Origin of the sequence: Rhizobium sp. BK661 (genome assembly GCF_024808825.1) — a bacterium.
Taxonomy (GTDB): Bacteria; Pseudomonadota; Alphaproteobacteria; order Rhizobiales; family Rhizobiaceae; genus Rhizobium.
In genome coordinates this window covers 105,179-129,991 of the sequence record NZ_JANTYT010000011.1, presented here as the reverse complement: position 1 = coordinate 129,991, position 24,813 = coordinate 105,179, and the positions used below count along the sequence as shown (strand labels likewise).

General features: G+C 59.4%; 23 protein-coding genes. 13 read left to right on the top strand and 10 right to left on the bottom strand.

The window, feature by feature from the left end; translation table 11 throughout:
* The first annotated feature begins 93 nt into the window (after positions 1 to 93).
* The 3 genes from FHX16_RS21200 (at position 94) to FHX16_RS31630 (ending at position 2,760) form a co-directional block, all read left to right on the top strand.
* Positions 94 to 1,455, top strand: a complete 1,362-nt coding sequence (locus FHX16_RS21200) for a formimidoylglutamate deiminase (RefSeq protein ID WP_183757117.1) — start codon at positions 94 to 96, stop codon at positions 1,453 to 1,455.
* 57 nt (positions 1,456 to 1,512) lie between these two features.
* Complete coding sequence (gene hutC / locus FHX16_RS21195) at positions 1,513 to 2,235, top strand: histidine utilization repressor (protein ID WP_183757116.1); 723 nt, start codon at positions 1,513 to 1,515, stop codon at positions 2,233 to 2,235.
* A 333-nt stretch (positions 2,236 to 2,568) separates the two neighbouring features.
* Complete coding sequence (locus FHX16_RS31630) at positions 2,569 to 2,760, top strand: hypothetical protein (protein ID WP_405049305.1); 192 nt, start codon at positions 2,569 to 2,571, stop codon at positions 2,758 to 2,760.
* A gap of 158 nt (positions 2,761 to 2,918) precedes the next feature.
* On the opposite strand, the gene FHX16_RS21190 is transcribed toward FHX16_RS31630, so the two are convergent.
* Positions 2,919 to 3,257: a hypothetical protein gene (locus tag FHX16_RS21190; RefSeq protein WP_259130231.1), complete on the bottom strand. Its 339-nt coding sequence runs from the start codon at positions 3,255 to 3,257 to the stop codon at positions 2,919 to 2,921.
* Between the two features lie 240 nt (positions 3,258 to 3,497).
* On the opposite strand from FHX16_RS21190, the gene FHX16_RS21185 reads away from it, so the two are divergent.
* Entirely contained in the window at positions 3,498 to 4,244 is a 747-nt protein-coding gene (locus FHX16_RS21185; protein ID WP_259130228.1) for a histidine phosphatase family protein, read from the top strand.
* 19 nt (positions 4,245 to 4,263) lie between these two features.
* Here FHX16_RS21185 and FHX16_RS21180 read toward each other — a convergent pair whose 3' ends face one another.
* The 3 genes from FHX16_RS21180 to FHX16_RS21170 all read right to left on the bottom strand — a co-directional run bounded on the left by FHX16_RS21180 (position 4,264) and on the right by FHX16_RS21170 (position 5,848).
* Entirely contained in the window at positions 4,264 to 4,599 is a 336-nt protein-coding gene (locus FHX16_RS21180) for a hypothetical protein (protein ID WP_183757114.1), read from the bottom strand.
* 444 nt (positions 4,600 to 5,043) lie between these two features.
* Complete coding sequence (locus FHX16_RS21175; RefSeq protein ID WP_246712684.1) at positions 5,044 to 5,634, bottom strand: AraC family transcriptional regulator ligand-binding domain-containing protein; 591 nt, start codon at positions 5,632 to 5,634, stop codon at positions 5,044 to 5,046.
* Between the two features lie 70 nt (positions 5,635 to 5,704).
* The gene (locus tag FHX16_RS21170; RefSeq protein WP_183757113.1) at positions 5,705 to 5,848 is read right to left on the bottom strand and encodes a hypothetical protein; all 144 of its coding nucleotides are present in this window, start codon (positions 5,846 to 5,848) and stop codon (positions 5,705 to 5,707) included.
* 208 nt (positions 5,849 to 6,056) lie between these two features.
* Here FHX16_RS21170 and FHX16_RS21165 point away from each other — a divergent pair, with 208 nt between their 5' ends.
* Positions 6,057 to 6,770 (top strand): DUF899 family protein, encoded by a 714-nt coding sequence (locus FHX16_RS21165; protein WP_183757112.1) that lies wholly within the window; start codon positions 6,057 to 6,059, stop codon positions 6,768 to 6,770.
* Positions 6,771 to 6,789: 19 nt separating this feature from the next.
* On the opposite strand, the gene FHX16_RS21160 is transcribed toward FHX16_RS21165, so the two are convergent.
* Positions 6,790 to 7,680: an AraC family transcriptional regulator gene (locus tag FHX16_RS21160; protein ID WP_183757111.1), complete on the bottom strand. Its 891-nt coding sequence runs from the start codon at positions 7,678 to 7,680 to the stop codon at positions 6,790 to 6,792.
* 202 nt (positions 7,681 to 7,882) lie between these two features.
* Here FHX16_RS21160 and FHX16_RS21155 point away from each other — a divergent pair, with 202 nt between their 5' ends.
* The 7 genes from FHX16_RS21155 to FHX16_RS21125 all read left to right on the top strand — a co-directional run bounded on the left by FHX16_RS21155 (position 7,883) and on the right by FHX16_RS21125 (position 17,956).
* Complete coding sequence (locus FHX16_RS21155) at positions 7,883 to 9,349, top strand: alpha-glucosidase/alpha-galactosidase (protein WP_183863901.1); 1,467 nt, start codon at positions 7,883 to 7,885, stop codon at positions 9,347 to 9,349.
* Between the two features lie 123 nt (positions 9,350 to 9,472).
* The gene (locus FHX16_RS21150) at positions 9,473 to 11,560 is read left to right on the top strand and encodes an ABC transporter substrate-binding protein (protein WP_183757109.1); all 2,088 of its coding nucleotides are present in this window, start codon (positions 9,473 to 9,475) and stop codon (positions 11,558 to 11,560) included.
* 111 nt (positions 11,561 to 11,671) lie between these two features.
* Entirely contained in the window at positions 11,672 to 12,679 is a 1,008-nt protein-coding gene (locus FHX16_RS21145; RefSeq protein ID WP_183863900.1) for an ABC transporter permease, read from the top strand.
* 1 nt (position 12,680) lies between these two features.
* Entirely contained in the window at positions 12,681 to 13,814 is a 1,134-nt protein-coding gene (locus tag FHX16_RS21140) for an ABC transporter permease (RefSeq protein ID WP_183757107.1), read from the top strand.
* Between the two features lie 10 nt (positions 13,815 to 13,824).
* Positions 13,825 to 15,492: an ABC transporter ATP-binding protein gene (locus FHX16_RS21135; RefSeq protein WP_183757162.1), complete on the top strand. Its 1,668-nt coding sequence runs from the start codon at positions 13,825 to 13,827 to the stop codon at positions 15,490 to 15,492.
* Positions 15,493 to 15,513: 21 nt separating this feature from the next.
* Positions 15,514 to 16,884, top strand: coding sequence for an alpha-glucosidase/alpha-galactosidase (locus FHX16_RS21130; protein WP_183757106.1), 1,371 nt, complete (start codon positions 15,514 to 15,516; stop codon positions 16,882 to 16,884).
* Between the two features lie 307 nt (positions 16,885 to 17,191).
* The gene (locus FHX16_RS21125; RefSeq protein ID WP_183863899.1) at positions 17,192 to 17,956 is read left to right on the top strand and encodes a sugar phosphate isomerase/epimerase; all 765 of its coding nucleotides are present in this window, start codon (positions 17,192 to 17,194) and stop codon (positions 17,954 to 17,956) included.
* 196 nt (positions 17,957 to 18,152) lie between these two features.
* Here the strand turns inward: FHX16_RS21125 and tehA are convergent, their stop codons facing one another.
* Together tehA and FHX16_RS21115 are read right to left on the bottom strand one after the other, a co-directional pair.
* Positions 18,153 to 19,181, bottom strand: a complete 1,029-nt coding sequence (tehA, locus tag FHX16_RS21120) for a dicarboxylate transporter/tellurite-resistance protein TehA (protein ID WP_183863898.1) — start codon at positions 19,179 to 19,181, stop codon at positions 18,153 to 18,155.
* 35 nt (positions 19,182 to 19,216) lie between these two features.
* On the bottom strand, positions 19,217 to 19,558 hold the full coding sequence (locus FHX16_RS21115) for a carboxymuconolactone decarboxylase family protein (protein WP_183863897.1): 342 nt from the start codon (positions 19,556 to 19,558) through the stop codon (positions 19,217 to 19,219).
* A 236-nt stretch (positions 19,559 to 19,794) separates the two neighbouring features.
* Here FHX16_RS21115 and FHX16_RS31625 point away from each other — a divergent pair, with 236 nt between their 5' ends.
* Entirely contained in the window at positions 19,795 to 20,166 is a 372-nt protein-coding gene (locus FHX16_RS31625) for a cupin domain-containing protein (protein ID WP_405049307.1), read from the top strand.
* Here FHX16_RS31625 and FHX16_RS21110 read toward each other — a convergent pair.
* From FHX16_RS21110 to FHX16_RS21100, 3 genes are all read right to left on the bottom strand, one after another.
* Positions 20,137 to 21,336, bottom strand: a complete 1,200-nt coding sequence (locus tag FHX16_RS21110) for an MFS transporter (protein ID WP_183863895.1) — start codon at positions 21,334 to 21,336, stop codon at positions 20,137 to 20,139. The genes FHX16_RS31625 and FHX16_RS21110 overlap by 30 nt on opposite strands.
* A 95-nt stretch (positions 21,337 to 21,431) precedes the next feature.
* Positions 21,432 to 22,868: a M81 family metallopeptidase gene (locus FHX16_RS21105; RefSeq protein WP_259130214.1), complete on the bottom strand. Its 1,437-nt coding sequence runs from the start codon at positions 22,866 to 22,868 to the stop codon at positions 21,432 to 21,434.
* A gap of 8 nt (positions 22,869 to 22,876) precedes the next feature.
* Positions 22,877 to 24,796, bottom strand: coding sequence for a beta-N-acetylhexosaminidase (locus tag FHX16_RS21100; protein WP_183863893.1), 1,920 nt, complete (start codon positions 24,794 to 24,796; stop codon positions 22,877 to 22,879).
* Positions 24,797 to 24,813: the final 17 nt, after the last annotated feature.

Genomic DNA, 24,813 nt, shown 5'->3' with positions numbered 1-24,813 from the left:
CATGTATATACATAACAGGAGCGGTGACAAGTGAAATTTTGTGCATCCTCCTCAAAAAGGAAGATGTGCAGTGCCAAAGAGGAGAAAAGCCTAATGACCGGACCTGTCGCGACCAGACTTCACGCCAGCGCGGCTCTGCTACCGGGAGGCTGGCGCGAGAACGTGCGCCTGACCATTGCAGACGGACGAATTGAAGACGTTCAGACAGGTGTTGACGCCGGACCCGGTGACGAGCATCACCAAACGATCGTTCCGGCGATGAGCAACCTCCATAGCCATGCTTTCCAGCGCGCAATGGCTGGCCTTGCAGAGGTCAGGGGCCCTGCGAACGACAGTTTCTGGAGTTGGCGCACCGTCATGTACCGGTTTGCCCTGTCTATGGAACCCGAGCACGTCGAGGCCGTTGCCGCCCAACTCTACATGGAAATGCTCGAGGCCGGCTTTTCGCGCGTCGGAGAGTTCCACTATCTTCACCATGACCGGGACGGAATGCCCTATGGCAATATTGCCGAACTCGCAGAGCGTATCGGTGCGGCAGCAACCACCAGCGGGATCGGCCTGACACTTCTTCCGGTCTTTTACGCCCATTCCGGCTTCGGCGGTAAGACGCCGATTGATGGCCAGCGACGCTTTATCAATAACCTGGACAGCTTTGCCGCTTTGATGGAGGGCTGCCGCGGGGTGACAACCGCAATCCCCGGCGCCGAGCTTGGCATCGCGCCGCACAGCCTGCGGGCCGTAACACCGGAGGAACTTGCCAAGATCGTGCCGCTTGCCGGCGACGGGCCGGTCCATATCCACATCGCCGAGCAGGTCAAGGAAGTGGAAGACTGCGTGGCGTGGTCAAGCGCACGCCCCGTGGAATGGCTGCTTGCAAACGCACCTGTTGATGAGCGCTGGTGCCTGATCCATGCGACACACATGACCGACGCAGAGACACGCGGCATGGCGCAGAGTGGCGCGATTGCGGGTCTTTGCCCGATCACGGAAGCCAACCTTGGTGATGGTACATTCCCCGCGCCACTTTTCATCGAAGAAGGCGGGCGCTTCGGCGTCGGCTCTGACTCGAATGTTCGCATCTCCCTGCCCGGGGAACTGTGTCAGCTCGAATATTCATTGCGACTCGCCTTGAGAGGTCGCAACGTCATTGCCGCCCCTAGCGGTTCGACCGGGCGGAACCTTTTCGATCGCGCGATCGGTGGCGGTGGTGACGCGCTCAAGGCTCCAGGTGGTATCGCGAAGGGAAACCACGCCGACCTCGTTTCGCTCGACGCAACCGCCGTCCCCTATCTCTCCGGCGACCAGCTGCTCGATCATTGGGTCTTTGCCGGTGGCGTCACCATCGACAGCGTCTGGACGCTTGGACGAAAACAGGTCTCGAGCGGACGCCACGTGGCGCGCGAGGACATCAACCGAAGGTTTCTGAAGGCGATGGGCGAGCTCCTGACAACATAGGGCTTCCCTCGCCGCGGTATACCGACTAGAGCGGGAGTCACCAACTGGAGCGTGGCGATGAATCAAGGCAAGGACACAACCTTGCACCAGCGGATCGTGAGCGAGATCGAAGGCCGCATCGTCTCGGGCGAATGGCCTCCTGGCCATCGCATTCCGTTCGAGGTGGATCTCACCAAGGAATATGACTGTTCGCGCATGACCGTGAACAAGGCGCTTACGCAACTGGCCAAGGCGGGTCTCATCGAGCGCAGGAAAAAGTCGGGCAGTTTCGTGACGCAACCTCAAGCGCAATCGGCGGTGCTTGAGATCCACGACATCCGGACGGAGGTTCAGTCACTGAACCTCGCCTATTCCTACGCCGTATCGAAGCGCGAGCAGCGCAAGGCGAGGCCGGACGACATCAGGCGCCTCGATCTTGCATCGGGATCGTCGGTGCTGGACGTATCCTGCATTCATCATGCGGGCGGGCGGCCCTTCTGCCTGGAAGAGCGCCTGATCAGTCTTTCAACTGTCCCGGAAGCCGCCGAAGAAAATTTCGCTGACATGGCGCCGGGTGCGTGGCTGATCAACCAGATACCGTGGAGCAGCGCCGAGCACCGAATCCACGCCGTCTCGGCCGGCGCCGACGAAGCCATTGCCCTGGATATACCGCGTCATACCGCCTGCCTGGTTGTCGAGCGACGTACCTGGAGCAATGTCGGACCAGTCACCCATGTCCGCTTCACCTATCCAGGTGACCGCCATGCGTTGGTAGCGCGCTTCACGCCGGCATCGCAATAGCAAGTCGGCAGCAACCATTATCGACTGGGTGGTCGGATATTCCCCGTCGCAGTGCTTCAGTAACAGATTTTGACGGAAAGAGCCGACGTGCGGGTCCACACCGCCCCTCTGATCGCGGCTTCGCCTGCAAAGCATGTGCAATCAGGGCCTTTTGCGATGGTGCGGCAGGTTGTGGGTAGCGATATCTCCAGTTCTCGCTGCAGGTGTATTTTGCTCCTTGCCGGGAAACGTACGGTGCCCACCAAGATGACGAAATGTTGATTGGTTCGGCCTATTTCCGAGAAGCCCGGTGAGGCTAAATTCTATCACTGATAGTGTTGCACGGGGGCTGTGATGGACACGCTTCGAAGAATGATATCCGTTGGAATGCTCGTCGCTATTGCAGGTCTCGCATCGGCCTGTTCAACCAGCTCCGAGGCACCTCTCACGACGGGGTCGGTCGGGTATGGCAGACACAATGCCGACTTTGATCTCAGACCGGCGTGCAGTGGCGGATTCGGCAACGATCGACCCTGCAGCTATTAAGCGCCTTTACCAGATCAACGGGGTGATGTGACGTCGCCGACACGCGTTGCAGTTCTTGGTCGACGACCGATCATCTAAACGCGCCGGAGCGTGGCGTCCCTCTCGCTGCGGACGTCCTCTAGGTTTCGTAGACGATCTCGGTTGGTGTCTCGCCAATTCTAACGAAATTGCTTCACGACAGAGTACTTTCCGGCTTCCCAGGCTCTCATCTCGCCGCCTTCGCAACTGTAGTTTTCATCGGTCTCCGATATTCCGATCCCGATACCCTCGATGCCTGGATCATCGAAGACGATAAAAACATCGGCTTTCCTGACTTTCCTCTGCTTGAAATCTTTCAGGATGTACTTGTAGCACTCGATATCCTGGCGCGAATTCTGACGTAAGATCTGAGCTTCGATCTTTTTTGTGACCTCCGATAGCGGGCGCGTTTCGGCGAGCGCTGGAAAGGCGAGTGCGAGCATCGGGAAAGCCGCGAGGGGGAAGGGACATCTGTTCATTGATTGTCGACACCAAAAGCCCGCGATCGGAAATGGATATGAATTTTCGGTCATAAGGTCAGATCCCTCAGAAATTGCAAGTGATCAACGCTGCCTCGCATGTTTTGGAAAGAGGAGAAACAACGTCACCATGGGTCGCACTTCACGTTACCTGCTGCTTGCGCGAAAGACTGCCCCGATTGAACCGCACGGCCTTTGTCGTCATGATGAGGGCACCTGACATCGAGACACACGACGGCGATGCGTATCTTTCTGGTCCGACATGGCGAATCCCTCGGCAACATTGATGAAAAGGCCTACGGGCAGTTCGGCGACCACAATGTTCCTCTGACGCAATGGGGTTACCGGCAAGTGCAAACGGCCGGTCAGGCGTTGGCGTCCTACCTCGCGGGACTGCCGCAGACCGGCAGCGCCAGCCTGGACATTTGGTACTCTCCCTATTTGCGGACCCGGCAAAGCAAGGACGCGCTTCTCGAAACCCTACCGCCCGAACGGATAGGCGCAATAAGGGAGGATTACCTGCTTCGCGAGCAGGACTTTGGCCTTTTCACGGAAATATACGATCATGCGGAGCGTCGGCAAAAGTTTCCGGACGAGTTCGAAAAATGGGCCAGGCTGCGCAGCACCAGTGGAAAATTCTATGCAAGGCCGCCCGACGGGGAGAGCAGGGCGGATGTCGCCCAGCGTCTTCGGCTTTTCCTGCAAACGGTAATCGACGATGTGTCCGGCATATCCAACGATGTCATTATCGTGGGACATGGCGTGACGAACCGGGCGTTCGAAATGAATTTCCTCCACCTTGCTGTCGACTGGTTTGAGCGCTCCGACAATCCAGGAAATTCCGACGTCACATTGATCGAAGGAAATCGTTCCTTTGGATACAGCTCGTCCCTGCTGCACAAGGCGACCGACCGGATGGAAGGTGATGACGAGCTGCGTATGGCCCACGGATCAGAATTGACGATTGCCCCGAAACAAAAACCATAGGCAGACGTCATCGCCGGTGTTAATGGCGAGCAGGGGACAGGCCGCACTCGGTAACCTCCGGCTCGTCCTTGATGCTGGCTTTGATCCGCAGTTCCCAATCCGGACCCAGCTGAAAACCGTGCGCCCGCAGCATGTCAGCCACCTTAGGACAGTCTGCGGGACTGTCGTACTGGCCAGCAAGAGAAACCTCGATGAGCGTCTCCCCGGCGTCCACTGCGCAATCGCCGTTCAGGCCGGTCCCCTGAAGAAACGAGCAGACGGCCTGGGCGCGCTCCAGGCCTGTGCCATCGTTGGAAACGACCGGTGAGCCGGCCGCCAGAATGGCAGCCTCAAACAGCGATACCAAGGTTTTCATCGTAGCCTCCGTGGAGGGAGACATCCGCACCGGTCAACCGATGACTGGAGGCCTCCGTCTTCCTTCCAGGAGATGAAGGATGAAGGGGACATAGGTCGTATATCAGAGGCGGGAAGGGCGCCCCTCGGGATTAAGCGAGCGAATGGAATTTCCGTGGAATGTTAACCCACGAGAAGCCGTGGTTAAGGCGGAAAAGGATGCCACCGCTGGGGTGAGCGGCGGCCAATTTTCCAATTGGACGTTGATTTTTTTGGCACTTTAAGAAAACAGCTGCTCTTGTGCTTACAATACGCTGCCAAAAACTTGTTCTGAGCTGCCATATGCCTCATGCCAATAGGCGATTGGTGCCGGTGGGTGACGGTGAAATCTCGGATGCGCCGTTACCTCCTGAACGTCTCATTGTATCGGTTGGAGCCGCCGATACTGAGAGGGTGTGCTCCCAGTTCAGCGCTTGCAGGCGTGGGTGAACGAGCTGGACTGGTGAAATCCAAGCAACCAGGCGATCCGGGAAGCCTGCAGACCATCCTGCATGCAGGTAATCGTCAGTTCATGTCTCAGACCATCCAATATCAACCCGAAGGCCGTTCCCTGCGCAGCCAGGCGCCGCGCGAATGTCCGCTCGCTGACACCCAGTCGGTGCGCAACATTGTCGGCACTCGCTTCGCCATGAGGCAATAGAGGCGAGATCGTGTTCTCCACCAGCGTCCATGGTCGACACACGCGCGGTGATGGCTTGCTCGCAAAGTCCGACAACAGCTCGGTGAGGAAGGGGTCTATACCGATGACCGGAAGGCCAAGGACGGCTGCGTCGAACGTCAGGCCATCAGAGTAATCGCCGAATTGCACGTCGCAGCCGAATAGAGACTTGATTTGAGCGAGATCTCCGGAGCAATGGTGTGCGAGCGACACACTCAGAGGGATAATCCGGCTTCCCATCAGTTTGCGGCATACGCGAAGAAGCACCGAGGCGACGAACTCGGCGTGATGTCTATCGGTATGGCGCGAAAACCGTTCGAAGGAAACTGCGGGTCGCAGTACGCCCCCCTGATTGTCGAACCGAAGTTCCAGCGTCTGATCTCCGGAAGGTCCAGTTGGGTCGCTAGACTCAGTCCGAACTTGTGCGCCTCAGAAGCGGCAGCGGATCGCTGTCTTCCCGCTTGATCCGCGCGAGCGCAAGCTGTGAAGCAAACCCTATCGCGGTCGCAGCAGCAGCTAGCCCCTGAAACTTGTTCTTGAGGACTTGAGACATCACTCCCCCTGGTCTCGTGCTTATAAGTGCCAACAACATGATGAGGCCTCTCTTAGCGGAGGGCAAATGTGGTCCTGGCGCGAACGGACGGAAATTTCGGAGAAAATTTCAGCCACCTGTCGATTTTCGCTTTTGTCAAACGTTCCTTGTCAGGATGGCGACCGGTGCAAGGTTCGCCGGCGTTTTAGAACAAAGGAGGAGTCTCGTGATGGATCAGAACAACCTTGTCTCTGCCAGAGAACTGGCAAGAAGAAACGCCCTCACCTTTCCAAACGAAAGTAGCGAATACAGGCAGGCGCGCGACGAACTCCTTGCCGAAGAAATCGAGCTGCGCCGCCATATCGAGCGCGTCGCCGAGCAGCGTCGGGCTTTGCCGCCAGGTGGCGAGGTAACCAGAGACTACACATTCCGGGGGCCGGATGGCGAAGTCACAATGCATGACCTCTTTGCCAACAAGACCACGTTGGTGATCTACAGCTACATGTATGGACCCAATCGCGAGCGGCCATGCCCAATGTGCACGTCCATGCTGTCTGCCTTCGATGGCGAGGTTCCGGACATATGCCAGCAGGTTGCCTTTGCGGTCGTTGCGCGTTCGCCGATAGACCGTTTGCTGGCGTTCAAGAAGGAGCGGGGCTGGCATCACCTCCCACTCTATTCCGATACAACGGACGAATTTAGTCGTGACTATCATGCCATCGGACCCGATGGCAGTGACGATGCCGCCTATAATGTCTTCACCCTGAAGAATGGCGCGATCCGTCACTTCTGGAACCCGGAAATGGGACCGGCAACCGCCGATCCCGGTCAGGATCCGCGCGGCGCACCGGATTTCATGCCTCTCTGGACCGTCCTCGACACAACTCCGGAAGGCAGACCGGCGACCTGGTATCCCAAGCTCACTTACGACCTCGCCCGGTAGCCGGCGCGTTTCGCGGGCGTCAGCGCACCTTGCCGACGCTCGCATACATGCCGGTCGTGCGGAACTCTGTCGGATTGGTTCCGTATACCCGCCGGAAGACCTTGGAGAAATAGTTTGCGTCTTCGAACCCCGAGCGGATCGCCACTTCCTTCACCGGCATGTTGGCGGTCTTGGTCAACAGCTTCACAGCCCGCCTCAACCGCTTTTGCAAGACGAACTCAGCCGGTGGGAGGCCCTCATTGGCTGCGAACATTCGTGAGAAGTGGGCCCGGCTGAGGCCGGCGATCCGGGCAAGATCCTCCACGGGCAAGGGACGCTCGAGGTTTGCCGAGATGTAGTCGATGACATGCTGCATCGTACGGTATTCCTCACTGAAAACCGGATGCGATCCAAAGACATCGTCGTACAGCGCCATCGCGGCCTCGTAGGCGATGGCGGAGGCGAGCCCCGGCGTTTCCGCGCCATTGATCAGGCGCAGGCTGCAATCCGCAAGATGCTCGATTGTTTGCGGCTGCAGCTTCAGGATCGGTCCCGTGACGGCAAGTATCGAGCGATGGATACGCAGCGCCTCCTCACCGTTCATCGAAATCCAGAAGAACTCCCAGCGATCACCGTCATCAAGCCAGTAGCGATGATTGTGGGGGACCAGGACCAAAAGCGTCTCGCCTTCCTTGACGCGAAGTTGGCGGTTCTCGTACCGCAGGTTTCCCGCCCCGCCGATCGTGTGCTGCAAAACGGTAAAAGGTGTTTGTCCGCGCTTGCGGCCGTCCCAGTCGTAGGTGGCATTTTCGCGAATCTCGTAGCCGGTGCTGGTGGGCATCGTATGCAGGCTCTGGCGGCCACGGGGCAGCGACACCGTCCGCATCACCGGTCCGTTGTCAATCAATTTCTGCAGCACAAAATTACCCATGAAAGCATAATCCTTCTCTGGCGGCATCGCCGAATATGCGCATAATCCGCCCTCAAGAGAGAGAACACCGCCAGCACCGAGGACCGGCGGGGAGGAGAATAAGCCCGTTTTCTGGCCTTTTCTAGCGTCGAGCGCAAGCCCGGGCGCTAATCTTCTTCTCATCGTTCAGCGACGGCAATTTTATCGCATTGAGGCAGGGATCATGAGTTTCAAAATCGCTATCATCGGCGCGGGCAGCGTCGGCTTCACGAAAAAACTGTTTACCGATATCCTTTGCGTTCCTGAGTTCCAGGACGTCGAGTTCGCGCTGACCGACATGAGTGAACACAATCTGACGATGATCAAGCAGATCCTTGATAAGATCGTCTTGTCCAACAAGCTGCCAACCAAGGTGACGGCGACGACCAACCGCCGCGAGGCCTTGACCGGCGCGCGCTACATCATCAGCTGCGTGCGCGTTGGCGGCCTCGAAGCCTATGCCGACGATATCCGCATTCCGCTGAAATATGGCATTGACCAGTGCGTCGGTGACACGATTTGCGCTGGCGGCATTCTTTATGGCCAGCGCAATATCCCGGTCATTCTCGACTTCTGCAAGGACATCCGCGAAGTCGCCGAGCCAGGCGCCAAGTTCCTGAACTACGCGAACCCGATGGCGATGAACACCTGGGCCGCGATCGAGTACGGCAAGGTCGACACCGTCGGTCTCTGCCACGGCGTCCAGCACGGTGCCGAGCAGATCGCCGAAGTGCTCGGCGCGAAGTCTCCTTCCGAACTCGATTACATCTGCTCGGGCATTAACCACCAGACCTGGTTCGTCGATCTGAAGCTAAACGGCCGCAAGATCGGCAAGGACGAGCTTGTCGCCGCCTTTGAGGCCCATCCAGTCTTCTCGCAGCAGGAAAAGCTGCGCATCGACGTCCTGAAGCGTTTCGGCGTCTACTCGACGGAGAGCAACGGCCACCTCTCGGAATACCTCCCCTGGTACCGCAAGCGGCCGGACGAGATCACCAAGTGGATCGACATGTCCGACTGGATCCACGGCGAGACCGGAGGTTACCTCCGCCACTCGACCGAAACGCGTAACTGGTTCGAGACGGAATTCCCGCAGTTCCTGGCTTCGGCCGAAAAGCCGATCGATCCGGCCAAGCGCTCGAACGAACATGCCAGCCATATTCTCGAAGCGCTGGAAACCGGACGCGTCTATCGTGGCCACTTCAACGTCAAGAACAACGGCGTCATCACCAACCTGCCGTCCGACGCGATCATCGAATCGCCCGGTTTCGTCGACCGATTCGGCATCAATATGGTCTCCAGCATTACGATTCCGGAAGCATGTGCGGCAACCTGCATGGCGTCGATCAATGTTCAGCGCATGTCGGTCCATGCTGCAATCAGCGGCGACATCGACCTCTTGAAGCTCGCCGTCCTGCACGATCCGCTGGTCGGTGCCGTCGCGACCCCGGAAGAGGTCTGGCAGATGGTCGACGAGATGGTCGTCGCCCAGGCCCGCTGGCTTCCGCAGTATGCGGATGGTGTTCCGGCAGCAAAGGAACGTCTCGCGAAATCGACCGTCGAGACCCGCGACTGGGCCGGTGCTGCCCGCCGCAACGTCCGTTCGATCGACGAACTGCGTGCCGAAAAGGCGGCGCTGAAGCAGGCCGTCTGAGTTTCCCGGAGGACGGGTGGCGATGGGGCTCCGGGAGGGACCCTATCGTCGCAAGCCTGTTGCCGGATCGTTTGAGGAGAACCGGGGTCGCCGCGCGCGCCTCCGAAACAAGAGGGAGAGACGATGAGAAATTTCCGCAACCTTGGCATTCTTGCCGGACTGGCGCTGAGCGTCTCGGTCCAGGCTTTGAACGCTTATGCTTCCGAGCCAACAGCACCGCCCGTTCCGCCGCAATTTCCGGCGGAAGGCAAGATCAAATACGTCTCGAGAGATTCCATCGAGGAATTCAAGGCACTTCCATCCTACAATGAACCAGACTGGGTGAAGAAGAACTTCGTCGACACCGGCAAGCTGCCCCCGGTGAAGGATCGCCTTCCCAAGGAGCCGCTCGTCTTCAAGACCGAGAACATGGTTGACGGCATCGGGGTCTACGGCGACACCATGCGTCACGTTATCGGCGGCCGGCCGGAGGGTTGGAACTACGGCGCCGGCCAGACACAAGGCTGGGGTGGCATCGATATCGGCCTTTCGGAATGCCTGACGCGCACCGCACCGCTCTTCCAGGTCCAGGCCAAGGACACCGAACCGCTTCCGAACCTCGCCAAGGGCTGGGAGTGGTCGCAGGATGGTCACAAGCTGACGATGCACCTTGTCGAAGGTGCGAAATGGTCGGATGGCGTGCCGTTCAACGCTGATGACATTATGTTCTACTGGGAAGACGAGGTCATCGATCCGAACGTTTCGCCGCTTGGCGGCGGCGCTTCGCCCGAGGCTTTCGGCGAGGGAACGACGCTCAAGAAGATCGATGATTACACCGTCGAGTGGACCTTCAAGGAAGCGTTCCCGAAGCAGTATCTTTACACGATGGCCTATCCGAGCTTCTGCCCGGGCCCATCGCATATTCTGAAGCCGCAGCATCCGAAGTATTCGAAGAACACGTATGATCAGTTCAAGAATGCGTTCCCGCCGGAATACATGAACATGCCGGTCATGGGTGCCTGGGTGCCTGTCGAATACCGTCCGGACGACATCATCGTGATGCGCCGCAATCCCTACTATTGGAAGGTCGACGAGAAGGGCAATCAGCTGCCTTACCTCAACGAGCTGCACTATAAGCTGTCGACCTGGGCGGACCGTGACGTGCAGGCGGTTGCCGGATCCGGCGACATTTCCAACCTGGAGCAACCGGAAAACTTCGTGGCGTCGCTGAAGCGCGCCGCCGAGAAGACCGCGCCCGCACGCCTCGCCTTCGGTCCACGCCTGATCGGCTACAACATGCGCATGAACCTGTCCGCCAACGGCTGGGGCGATCCTGATGCTCGTGGCCAGGCCCTCCGCGATCTGAACCGCAATGAAGACTTCCGAAAGGCGGTCACCATGGGTCTCGACCGCAAGGCGATCGGTGACTCCCTGGTTAAGGGTCCGTTCACAGCGATTTATCCCGGCGGCCTCTCCTCCGGCACGAGCTTCTACGACCGCAATTCCGTGGTCTACTACCCCTTCGACCTGAAGGCCGCCAAAGAGCTCTTGGGCAAGGTCGGCCTCAAGGATACCGACGGGGACGGGTTCGTGAACTTCCCTGCGGGGACGGCCGACGGCAAGAACGTCGAGATCGTGCTGCTCGTCAACAACGGCTATGCAACAGACAAGAGCCTTGCCGAAGGCGTCATCGGCCAGATGGAAAAGCTCGGGCTGAAGGTGATCCTGAATGCATTGGACGGCCCCAAGCGTGACGACGCCCACTACAGCGGCCGCTTCGATTGGCTCATCCAGCGCAGCTCGCCGGAACTTGCCTCGGTTGTTCAGAACACCGAGCAGCTGGCGCCCGTCGGCCCACGGACGAGCTGGCAGCATCGCGCCGGCAAGGACGGCAAGGTTGATCTGATGCCCTACGAAGAAAAGCTGGTCGATATCGTCACAAAGTTCCAGACCAGCCAGGACAACAACGAGCGCGTCGAGCTGATGAAGCAGTACCAGAAGGTGGCAACCGAGAATGTCGATACGGTCGGCCTCACGGAATACCCAGGTGCACTGATCATCAACAAACGCTTCTCGAACGTCCCGGAAGGCACCCCGATCTTCATGTTCAACTGGGCCGAAGACTCCGTCATCCGCGAACGTTTGTGGGTGGCCGCCGACAAGCAGGGCAAATACGAGCTCTTCCCGGAGCAGCTGCCCGGCAAGCCCGGTGACAAGGGTCCGATCAACTAAGACTTCCCTCCCAACCGAAAAGCCGGTCGCGCGTGAAGCGCGGCCGGGCAATATCAACAAGCCGGCCGCACCGACAGGCGCGACTGGCGGCAAGGAGAAGCGAACCGTCCGATGTTACGATTCCTGCTCGTGCGCATAGCCTCCGCGATCCCGGTACTGATCATTTTGAGCATCGTAACCTTCGCGATCATCCAGGCTCCGCCCGGTGACTATGCCGACTACATCCGTTCGCAGCTGATCAATCAGAGTGGAGCGTCCTTCGCAGCCGCCGATGCGCAGGCCCAGGCCTATCGCGTCGCTCATGGCCTCGATCAGCCGATGGTGATCCAGTATTTCAACTGGATCAAAGGTATCGTGACACAAGGCGATTTCGGCTACAGCATGTTTTATAACAAGCCCGTGGCGGACGTTGTGGCCGAGCGACTGCCACGCACGTTGGCCCTGGCTTTGGTCTGCCACATCTTCGCGTCGGTGCTTGGTATCGGTTTTGGCATCTGGGCGGCCACCCGCCAGTACAGCTGGATCGACAGCCTGCTCTCCGGCGTCTCCTTCCTCGGCATGACGGTGCCGCGCTTCCTGATGGCGTTGATCATCGTCTATCTCCTCGTCTTTCAATTCAACGTCTCGGAAATCGGCAGCTTCTTCTCGCCGCAGTATGGCGGAGCGCCGTGGTCCTGGGCGAAATTCGTCGACCTCGTCAGCCATGTCTGGCCGGTCGTCGCCATCGCCACCTTTGGCGGTCTCGCCTACAACATGCGCGTCATGCGGGGCAATCTGCTCGACACGCTGAACGCCCAGTATGTCGAAACGGCGCGCGCCAAGGGATTGTCGGGTGGTGCGGTCGTCATGCGCCATGCTGTGCCAAATGCGCTCCACCCGCTCGTCATGTATCAGGGCGTCGTGCTCCCCTACATGCTGACTGGCGAAATCGAGACTGCAATCATTTTCTCGCTGCCGACCGTCGGCCCGGCCATCGTCGGCTCGATGGCAATCGGCGACGTCTACGTCACGGCAACCTTCATGATGGTCCTTTCGGCGACGCTCATCGTCGGCAACATCATCGCCGACATGCTGCTCGCCATACTGGACCCGCGGGTCCGCCAGTACGGAGGAGCATGATATGCTCGCCTTTGATTCTGCTCCCCCACCCCCGCACGAAGAAACCATCAAGAACGCACCGTACGGCAACGAAAGCTATCTGTCGCTTGTCTGGCGTCGCCTGAGGCGCTCATGGACCGGCATGATGGGGCTGATACTCGTTGGTCTCCTGCTTTTCATGGCCGTCTTTGCTGATTTCTTCGCGCCGATGGACCCCAAGGCGACGGACGTCGGCTTCGCGCCACCGCAGATGATCAGCTTCCACGACAAGGACGGCAACTTCACCTATTCGCCCCGCGTCTATGCACTCGGCGAATCCGAGGAGCTCGATCCCGTCACCTTCCAGCCAATCGTCGGCCCGGACTATGACAATCCGCGCCTGCTCGGCTTCTTTGTACCGGGCGCGGAATACAATCTCCTCGGGCTCATTCCGGCAAACCGACACTTCTTCGGGTCGATCGATGGCCAGCCGGTGCATTTTCTCGGCACCGACAAGTTCGGCCGCGACATCCTTTCGCGCGCCATTATCGGCTCGCGGATTTCGCTGACGATCGCGCTCACCGTGGTCTTCATCGTGACCATGATCGGCACGACGGTTGGCATGGTGTCCGGCTATTTCGGCGGCGCGTTCGATACCTGGGTGCAACGCTTCGTGGAAGTGGTTCTCGCCTTTCCGCAGCTCCCGCTCTACCTGGCACTGACCTCGCTGATCCCGGTGACCGCGCCAACCAATGTCTTCCTTGCATTCGTCATCGTCGTCATGTCGGCCCTCGGCTGGGCACAGATGTCGCGCGAGGTGCGCGGCAAGACGCTGGCGCTCGCACGCATCGACTATGTCCGGGCAGCGATGGCCGTCGGCGCTACCGACCGGCGTATCATCTTCCAGCATATCTTCCCGAACGTGATGAGCCACGTCATCGTTGCCGTGACGCTGCATATCCCGAGCGTTGTGCTGCTTGAATCCTTCCTCGGCTTCCTCGGCTTTGCCGTGAAGCCGCCGCTGATCTCTTGGGGCCTGATGCTGCAGGACACCGCCAATTACTCGGTGATTGGCACCTATCCGTGGATTCTGGCGCCCGTCGGCTTCGTGCTCGTCACCGTCTTCGCTTTCAACGCGCTGGGCGACGGCCTGCGTGACGCAGTCGATCCTTATTGAGGTGAAGAACATGGCACTTGCACTCGTCAACTCCTTCGCCCCATCCGTCCGTTTCGATCACGAAGCGCACAAGGAGAGCCCCGTCATCGACGCCCGCAACATCGGCGTGAACTTCAAGGTCGAGCAAGGCACCGTGGAGGCGGTGAAAGATATTTCCTTCCAACTCTACCGCGGGGAGACCATCGCGATCGTCGGTGAATCCGGCTCGGGAAAATCGGTGACAGCCAGAACCGTCATGGGACTTCTGTCGAAGCGTGCTGTGGTCGCACCGAAGTCGACCGTCAAATATGACGGCGCCAATATCCTGAAGTTCTCCGAGCGCCAGCGCCGCAAACTGCGTGGCGACCGGATTTCGATGATCTTTCAGGAGCCGATGAGCTCGCTGAATCCGATCTATACGATCGGGAGCCAGATCGTAGAGGCCATCCGGGTGCATCGCAAGATGAGCAGGAAGCAGGCGGAAGCCCGCGCGCTGGAGCTGCTGAAGCATGTTCAGATCCCCGATCCAGAAGCACGGCTCAAGCAGTATCCGCACCAGCTCTCCGGCGGCCAACGCCAACGCGTGATGATCGCCATGGCGCTCTCCAACGACCCCGACGTGCTGATCGCTGACGAACCGACGACGGCGCTCGACGTCACCGTCCAGGCGCAGATCCTCAACCTGATCCGCAACCTGCAGACGGAAATGCGGATGGCGGTGATCCTGATCACCCACGATCTCACGGTCGTGCGGCAGTTCTCCGACTACGTCTACGTCATGCAGCATGGCGAGATGCGTGAGCACAACACGACCGAGAAGCTTTTTGCCAATCCGCAGCATGTCTATACCAAGCACCTGCTAGGCTCTGAGCCGCGGGGGCAGGCCAACCCGCTGCCCGAGGGGTCCGACGTCATCCTCGATGCCAAGGGCGTACGCGTGTCCTTCATGATGCGGCATGGCAGCTTCTTCAAACCGCAACTGAAGGAGCTCGTCGCCGTCGACAGCCTCAGCCTGACACTTCGCCGCCACGAGACGCTCGGCCTCGTCGGGGAGTCCGGCTCCGGCAAGACCACATTCGGACAGGCGCTGCTTCGGCTGAACGACACCGATGGAGGCGAGATTTATTTCGATCGCCAGCCAATCCACGGAAAATCGCGTGCCGAGATGCGGCCGCTGCGCTCGCGCATGCAGGTCGTGTTCCAGGACCCGTTCTCCTCGCTCAATCCGCGCATGACGATCGGCCAGATCATCGAGGAGGGGCTCGTTGTCAACAAGCTCGGAGCAACAAGAGCCGAACGGCTCGACCGCGTCCGCGAGGCGCTGATTGCAGCTGGCATGCCAGGCAATATCCTGTCGCGTTTCCCGCACGAGTTTTCCGGTGGTCAGCGCCAGCGTATCGCAATTGCCCGCGCCATCGCGCTCGAACCCGAATTCATCCTGCTCGACGAACCAACGTCTGCCCTCGACCTGTCGGTCCAGGCCCAGATCATTGAGCTGCTGCGCAAGCTGCAGGACGAACGCGGCCTCAGCTATCTCTTTATTTCGCACGATCTCAAGGTCGTGCGTGCCCTCTGCCACCGTGTGATTGTCATGCAGCATGGCAAGATCATGGAGGAGGGGCCCGTCAACGAAGTTCTCACCAATCCCAAGACCGCCTACACGGAACGGCTCGTCAAAGCCGCTTTCGAGGTAGCCTGATTGCACATGCCGGAGGTTATAATGGCAAGAAATCCCAAGATCACGTTTATCGGAGCTGGCTCCACTGTTTTCATGAAGAACATCATCGGTGATGTGCTGCAACGCCCAGCCTTGTCGGGCGCCACGATCGCCCTGATGGATATCAACCCGCAGCGCTTGGAAGAAAGCGCCATCGTCGTCAACAAGCTGATCTCGACGCTCGGCGTCAAGGCCAAAGCCGAGACCTATTCGGACCAGCGCAAGGCACTTGATGGAGCCGACTTCGTGGTCGTCGCCTTCCAGATCGGCGGGTATGAGCCCTGCACGGTCACCGACTTCGAGGTCCCGAAGAAGTATGGTTTGCGTCAGACGATTGCCGACACGCTCGGAGTCGGCGGGATCATGCGTGGCCTTCGCACCGTCCCGCACCTCTGGAAGATCTGCGAGGACATGCTTGCCGTCTGCCCTGAAGCGATCATGCTTCAGTATGTCAACCCGATGGCAATCAATACTTGGGCGATCGCGGAGAAGTATCCAACCATCAAGCAGGTCGGCCTCTGCCATTCGGTGCAGGGCACAGCCATGGAACTGGCACACGATCTCGACATCCCCTACGAGGAGATCCGCTACCGCTCGGCCGGTATCAATCACATGGCTTTCTATCTGAAGCTTGAACATCGCCTGCCCGACGGATCCTACAAGAACCTCTATCCGGATCTCATGCGCGCCTATCGCGAGGGCCGCGCTCCGAAGCCGGGCTGGAATCCTCGCTGCCCGAACAAGGTGCGGTATGAAATGCTGACGCGGCTCGGCTACTTCGTCACCGAGAGCTCGGAGCACTTCGCCGAATACACTCCCTACTTCATCAAGGAAGGCCGCGAGGATCTGATCGAGAAGTTCGGCATTCCGCTCGACGAATATCCGAAGCGTTGCATCGAACAGATCGAGCGCTGGAAGGGACAGGCGGAGGCCTATCGCTCGGCTGACAAGATCGAGGTCAAGCAGTCGAAAGAATACGCCTCTTCGATCATCAACTCGGTTTGGACCGGCGAACCCTCGGTCATCTACGGCAACGTTCGTAACAATGGATGCATCACGTCGCTTCCAAACAATTGCGCCGCTGAAGTGCCATGCCTCGTCGACGCATCCGGCATCCAGCCGACGTTTATCGGCGATCTGCCACCGCAGCTCACGGCCCTCATGCGCACCAACATCAACGTTCAGGAGCTGACCGTCCAGGCCATGATGACGGAAAACCGCGAGCACATCTATCACGCCGCCATGATGGACCCGCACACCGCGGCCGAACTCGATCTTGATCAGATCTGGTCAATGGTGGACGATCTGCTCGCCGCCCATGGCGACTGGCTGCCGGCGTGGGCACGCACCGGCCGCAAGGTTCAGGCCGCCTGACCATCTCTCTCCCGGTCACGGCCATATGAAGTCCCGCGGCAATGCCGCGGGACTTTTCTTCTCCTACACTCTCACCAAGGTTGTTCCGGGCGGCTTCGCGGTCAATGAACGGAGCAATTCTCTCGCCACCAGGCAAGGCATTAGACGGTCTCCAGCAGCTTGTGCGTCAACCCAATCTCGTCGAAAATACCCACTCGAAAGCTGTGACTCGCCAGCCATGGCTTGCCGCATTCGATGGACTGCGCTTGCTCTCTGGGCAGACCATCAACGATGATCCGGCAAATTTCGTTCGGCCGGAGGCTGTTGAATGACCAGACCAATCCTGTCCCTGCAGCTCTTCTCGATGAGAGGCCTTGGGTCGCTCGATGCGCAACTTTCGGCCGCCGCCCGCGCCGGTTTCCGCTCGGTGGAGCCGCTGGAAAGTCATTTGCGCGATACAGACGAGCTGAAGCAAGGCCTCATACGCCATGGGCTAAGCGCGCCGACCGCCCATGTCACCCTGGACACACTCCGACGTGAGGCTGGGCCAATCCTCACAGCCTGTGAAGTGTGCGGAATAGGGGAACTGTACGTTCCGCATCCTGCACCGCCGGCCTCACAGGAGACCGCGAGCGCCTGGCAGCGCTTGGGTCGCGAGTTGGGCGCCTTGGCCGAACGGTTCAAGCGGGACCACATCGCGCTGGGCTATCACAACAAGATGGCAGGGTTTACGCGACTTCTCGGTTGTCGGTACGGGTTTGAACTCATGTTCGATACTGCCAAGGGAAGTCCGTTGACGTGGCAGGCAGACATTGCCTGGCTATCACGTGCAGGTGTGGTTCCAGAGGAATGGTTGCACAGATATGCGCCGATCCTTGCGTCGGCCCACGTCAAGGACCAGGCACCTGAGGGTGCCAGGAAGGACGAGGACGGTTGGTCGGATGTCGGCTCAGGCATTCTGGTGTGGCCATTGTTGTGGCGCGCAGCCCTCCTGAATGGTGCTCGCACCCTGGTAGTCGAACACGACAATCCGCGGCAGCCCACAGAATTCGCAACAAGGAGTTTTGCGTATCTGAGCCGCTTCATGTCCTGACCCGGACCGAGGCGGAATAGTTGGACCCCTTCCAGCCCGCAATTCGGGACAACATCGGCCAAGTTCCATTTGCCGCGATTGCCGAGCAGATCACATCGATTCGATGCCTGCCATGGAGAATGCATCAGGCAACGACACGCGTTGAGGCTCACTCCTGAAGCGGATGCCGCTATCAGTTGCGCAGCGCGCAACTGCATTAAGGGGCAGACATCGTCGGTGCGGTTTGGGTTGGCAACAGTTTTCCCCGTGCCAACAGCAGAATGGTCCCGACTGCGACAAGGATCACGACGATATTTGCCAGAATGAAAAGAAGCGGGGCGAAGACATGCATCGGTCCGGTATCGCCACGCGCAACCATTCTCGATACGGCTGTCGACAGTGCTGTGATCCCGAAGGTGAACGCCCAGTAGGATGCTGCAAACCGCTGCCGGACGATCCAGGGCAACATCCTCAGGAGCAGGAGCATCTGCAAGATGGCGTACCCGATCATCGCATGCGCCATCATGTCAGGCGTACCCGTTGTGACGCTGAGATAAGCGAGGCTGCCGACCGCCGGTGGCGCCAACTGAATGCCGAGCGTCGGACGAAACTGTTCAGCCAGGACAGGCGCCGTCAGCAACCGATTGAGGAGGACAGATTCGATTGCGAGCCACGAGAAAAGGCCCGCACCAAAGGCAAGCTGGCCCCAATCGCCATAGCCCATCGCCCCCGCGACCGTCGCCGTGACAAACGCTCCTGCGACGGTCGGCAGATAGAGAACCGGCGTCGTCGCTACCGGATCACGCCCGCCGCGCCACAGAATTCCGGTCCGCCATAATGCAAACACGACCGTGAACGTACCTCCTAGTCCGAAGATCAGTTCGGCGGCGGGACGAGAATAGGGAAGCAGGGCCAACGCAACCAGCATTGTCGCAACTCCAGCCAGGCCGATGAAGCAACATTGAACCGCATTCTCCGCCTCATCCCGTGCCGCCTGCGGATCCACGATCCACTTGGCGGTGTAGAGGACTACCAGCACCAGCCAGATTGCGACGGCGACAAGGTTCAGTGCGGCAGCGATTTCGGGGGGGAGCGGCCAAATCGCCGCCGCTGCCCGCCAGCTGTTGGCAAGACCCGCGACACCGAGAACGATGCCAAAGAATGCCGCAGGAACGCGCGGAAGGCGAAACCGCGTCGGGAGCGAGACCCTATCACCTGCCTGCGAGAGTTTGGAATTCACAGTCATGGAAAGCTCCATTCGCGTCGATCGACCTCGCACCGTCACTCTGTGACAGCGTGAGTAGCATCCACGACACGTGCAGAATAGACAAGCGCTGCGCCGGTATTTACAGAGATCGCAACACCGAGCGCCTCGGCAATTTCGGCTTCCGTTGCACCGAACTTCTTTGCCTCTGTCGTGTGAACCACGATACAACCGTCGCACCTCAGGGTGACTGCAACGACCAAGGCGATCAATTCTCGCTGTTTGGCATCGAGATGGTTGGTCTTCCGACCCGCCCCCGGCCAGCGTCTGATAGCCGTTTTTATCGTATCCGGTGCGAGCTTGGGGAGCTCCCCGATCCGGCCGAGAAGCTGGGTTCGATATTCCTTCCATTTCAACATTTGTCTCTCCATGATCATTGTTGCGCCGATGCTCCGGGGGGACCATGAACGCTTTTCATGCGCGTTTGCATGCCCAGCAAGCTCATGTTTACAACCGATCGTCTCAATGGACACTCTTAGCCGCCTGCTTGATCTGGCCGATCTGCAACTGCTGCTCGATTTGCGCTGCAGGCTCGAGGGGCGCGTTCGTCATCGATCATGACCATGCCACCCCAGGCGTCGTACACTTTCATCTCGTGCTCGGCCGCCAGTGTTCCATCCGCACGGCCGCAGGACGACTGGTGACGATGCGTTCCGGGGATTTTCTGATGCTTCCCCGTGGGGATGCGCACAGCATTGTCAGCGTGCAATCGGAACGATCCGATCAGCCGCCCCGAGTATTTCAGATTGCTGCCGATGGAATGTTGCCAATGCGGACAAACCGCGGCGGCCCGTGGGACGTCGACCTCCTTTGCGGCCATTTCACCTATGCGCCGGACTCGCCGAGCCTTCTCCTCGCCAAGGCTTTCAAAGCAAGCAGACAGGCAACACCGGCACAATTCCGGCGCTCGCTTTCCGTTTGGAAAGCCCGGACATCGTCAGCCAATCCCGCGTCCGTCGAACCATAGGAGGAGCGCCAGGCCGGTCATGCCGGCAACGGCACCGATGATGGCCGTCCCTGAATAGCCCCCGATACCGGTTCCGACTGCGAAGAGAAGCGCGCTCAGACCAGCGCTTACAAAAATATTGACCGATATCAACGCACTGCCGAGGCCCGGTCGATCTGCGATAAGATCCTGCAAATAGGTGATCGGAATGCTGATCAGGGCCGCTGCGCCGATGCCGCTGACGATGGTCAGCGCATAGACATGCCAAGGCGCCGAGGCAAAACCAAGCAAGAGCAGATAGACCACATAGATGACAGTGCCGAGCGCGAGCGCCGTGATGCTGCTCAAAATGCGTTGGGCACGGCCCCACACGACGATAAAGACGACTTCAAGGAACGCGACGATGCCAACGAGAATACCGACGTCGCCAACGGTCGCATGGGCAGGTCCCGTGACGATCAGGGGCAGGATGGCGGCATTGACGTGCAGGGTGCTGCTGATGAGTGAGACGGCCAGCACCCGCACGAGGACACGTGGCGATATGACCGCTGCGAGCGCTGCAATGTATGACAGGTGGTGTGTGGCCGCGTTGTCCGTTCCGTTCTGGCGGGGCAGGAAGGCGGCAATCAGGCAGAGGCAGACCATGCAGGCGAGGCTCGCAAACAGATAGGCCGGCAGCATGCTTGCCGATCGTGACAGGACGATCCCGACGAGGCCTGGCACAAGCACCCAGGAGAGCGAGATCATCGCCCTAACACCTGAATTCACCGATGCAATTTCATTGCGGGGCATTCCCCTGGTGCTGGCACGCACGTTGGCAAAGAGGAGTGAGTTAAGCGCGTTGTAGACCGGCAGCAAAAGAAGCGCGCAGATGATGAAGGTGCCCTGCGCTGGAAAGAGGTATATCGCCCCGTAGCCGAAGATCCCGAACACTGCGACAGTCACCATCAGCGACCGGTACTCGCCCAATTTGTCCGCCAGGTTGCCAAGCAGGATGCTGACAGTGACGTTGACCGCTGCGGCCGAAAAAATCAGCACCGAGTAGAGAGCATTGCTCATGCCCAATTCACGAATACCGATAACCGATTGATAGGGCGAGGTCGATGCACCGGCAAATCCAAATGCAAAGATCGCAAGCATGCTGACCCGGATCGTCGGGTCGCGAAAAACATCGGGAAGGAAACGGTTCATGACATATATCGTGCGGCAGTAACGCCGAGCATGCAGTGTGGATGGACGCGTCTAACAGGTTCGGCACGGGACCGGAACCTGCCAGACCGAAAAGATCATGCTCTCCAGCGCGCCGACAAGCGCGCCTGCGGTGCGTAATCAAAGTCTCGATCGAACGGGAAGGTCGGTCTGATGCGTCGCCTGCTGTCTAGCCCTTCGATGTCCTGGTTTACAACGCCTTGCGTCAGCGCCATCAGGTTCGGATTGGCAATCGGCGCCAGCTCAGGTGACAGATAGCCTGATTTGACGACAAGCAAACGCAGGGGTTGGGGATCGAGATCCAGTCGGGTAAAATCGGCTATGTTGTGATACGGACGACGGCGGGCAGATAGCACGACGGTAATGCCGCCTGTTCGCACCACCGCCTGGCGTTCGCCGACCGGGCCGGGGTCATCGAGGAAGACCACCTCTGCTTCGACATGAGCCGGCAGGCTGGAAGGATCAAGCGTGCCGCCAATGGCGAGTTCGATTTTCGAGCCTTTCCCGGCTCCGAAGCAGGCCTCGACTGCGGGTCGGTCGGTTATGCCCGCAAGCAGGGCTCCGTCGAACCCCCTGGCAATGAGCGCATTGAGAACATCGGCCCGATCGCCGACGCCGCCGCCCGTTGGATTGTCGGCGGAATCGGCAAGGATCACCGGCACCGTCGCAGCAGTTTCCGCGATATCGATCATGGCGTCGAGCGGACCGGTCACAGGCCCGAAGACGAAGTGTTCGCGTGCATTCCAGTAGGACAGCGCAATCTCTTCCGCGGCGCGTTCGGCGGCCGCACGATCCGTCGCAGTGACCACCGCGCAGGCGGTCGCGCGTGGTTCGTCTGCCCAAACGTAACCGATCATCAGGTTGGCATCGAGGATGCCGGCGCGCTTATTAATGTCAGGCAGGGATTTGTAAAGGCTTCTTGCAGGCTCGTCCTCGGTCGATGTTCGCTCGCCTGGCCAGAGGACGGGTACCGGTGCCCAGGCCACGCCGGGCCGTCGGCCAGACCTCAGGGCGTCTACGAGGAGGGACCATGCGCGTATCATCGTTTCACGCACGTCGATATGCGGGGCCGTGCGATAAGCCGCAAAGATATCGAGCTGGTCGATGATCCGTTGACTGACATTGCCGTGCAAGTCGTAGCTCGCTGCGACGACGCACTCCTCGCCGACCACCGAGCGGGCGGCGGCAATCCAGTCGCCCTCCGCGTCATCCATTCCCTCGACGTTCATGGCGCCATGCATGGCAAGGTAGAGGCCGTCAACCGGCAAGGCAGTTTTTAGCCGATCTAGAAATTCCGCCTTGAACAACTCATATGCCGCCCTTGATACCGGGCCGCCAGGCACTGCGCGTGCATGCAGGAGCGGCAGGTGTTCAATGCCATCCGCGTCGAGGAAGGCGAAGTAGTCGGAGACCATAAGTTCCCCGCCGCGCAGCACGCGGAAATCTTGAGCCGTCATCATGACCGGCGAATAGGTACTGCATTCCGTATGGATTCCGCCCACAGCTAACCGCATCACTTGCCTCATAATTCCGGGCTGAGCCGCACGATCGCAGCGAAGCGTTCCCAGTCCTTCATGGCCCTCGGTGTCCACGCGGCTTCGGCAATCGCCGGCAACCTCGGAAAGACGAGCCGGTTGAAGTAGCCGCGCGACAGGAAGTGTTCCGACCAGATGCACGCCTGTACACCCTTCATTCGGTCCTTCAGCGCTTCGGGGAAGTCACCCTCCGCCTCATAGGCATAGGTATGGGACGGTGGCACGGTTCCGGCCCAGCTTGCGCCCGGCTCCTGAAATGCCTCCGCCTGTACCATGTCGAGGTAATAGGCCTGCCCCGGCGTCATGACGACCTCATAGCCCTCGGTCGCAAGATCGATGCCGACCTGCGGATTTTCCCAGGCCATCAGCAATGTGTCCTCTGGGGCGACACCACCCCCATGTGCAACTTCATTCCAGCCCGCGAGCTTGCGACCGCGAGCCGTCAACATCTCTTTTACGCGGTTGAGAAAATAGGACTGCAATGCGAAAGTGCCCGAAATCCCTTCCTGCTTCATCAGCTTCTTGGCAAGCGGAGAGGCCAGCCAGGACCCGTTCGCCACCTCGTCACCGCCAATGTGGAGGTACAGTGACGGAAAAAGGTCCACCATCTCGTCGAGCACAGTTTCGAGGAATTCATAGGTCAGAGGCACCGCGGGATTGAGAGCATTGTTTGGGTAGCCCTGCACCGAATGGTAGCTCTCGGGCGCCTCCTGGCCGTCAGTCAGATCGGGTATCGCGGTCAGTGTCGCCGTGCTGTGGCCGGGAATATCGATCTCCGGGATGATCTCGACGCTCAATCTCGCCGCATGGGCGACGATATCGCGGACATCGTCCTGGGAATAGAAGCCACCGACAGGCTCTGCGCTGTTGCCGAGTTGAGGCAGGAGAGGTTCATCCGGGCCACGAAGGACGCCGGTCGTCGTGAGTTGGGGATAGGCCTTGATTTCAAGGCGCCATGCCTCATCGTCCGTCAGATGCCAGTGGAAGATGTTGAGCTTCAACCAGGCAAGGATGTCGATCAACCGCTTGACGTCGGCGGTCGGGTAGAATTGGCGCGACACGTCGAGATGGCAGCCCCGCCAACCGTATCGCGGCCTGTCCGAAATCGTACCGGAGACAGGAAAGCGGAAGTTTCTCCGGTCGGTGCGGGCGCCATGGAGGAGTTGCGCAAGCGAAGTCAACCCATATTGGCGTCCTGCCTTCGCGGAAAAGGACAACGCAATCTGTGTCGCGGAGAATTCGAGCTTGTAGCCTTCCGGAGCAATGGTTGCATCGACCAGGAACTGCACAGAACGCCCCTGCGGCGAGGCAGCAAGACTGAATGGCGCGTGACTACTCTCGAACAATCGGCGGTGAAGCGACAGAACTGTCGAGATAGCCAGCACATCATCGCGCGTCGATCCTTCGGCCGGATAGAGAACAACGGGGAAATCTTCTCCCGGCTTCGCGTCTATGTCCGCCGGCCAGGGTTGCAATGCAAATGGCAGCGCGACCTTGCCCTCCGGCAGAAGGATTGGCGGAGGCTCATTGACGCAGCCCTCCAGAAGTAGGTCGGATACGGCGACTGTGATATGTTTCCCGTCCTGGAGCGTGACATAAGCCGACTTGGCACCATCGGTGCAATGACGCGCCGGCCGGTGAAGACCGCTGACTGTGAAATTCCAGCTCTTACCCGGATCGACCCGAAGGCCCTCCGGTGGGGCGAATTCATGGAAATTCGCGTTACGACGTAAAAAGGTTGCATTCTCACAGGCCTTAGGATCGATGACGCGCGTCAGCGACGTATAGGCCAGCGTGAAGCCAAAGAGCGTTTCCTCGGAGAGATTGAAGAGCGAAAACGTAAAGCGACCGTTCGGACCGCCGTCAGGCTGCCACGAACTCTCCAGGCGATAGGGCGCCAACGACATCAAGGTTCCTCTCATGA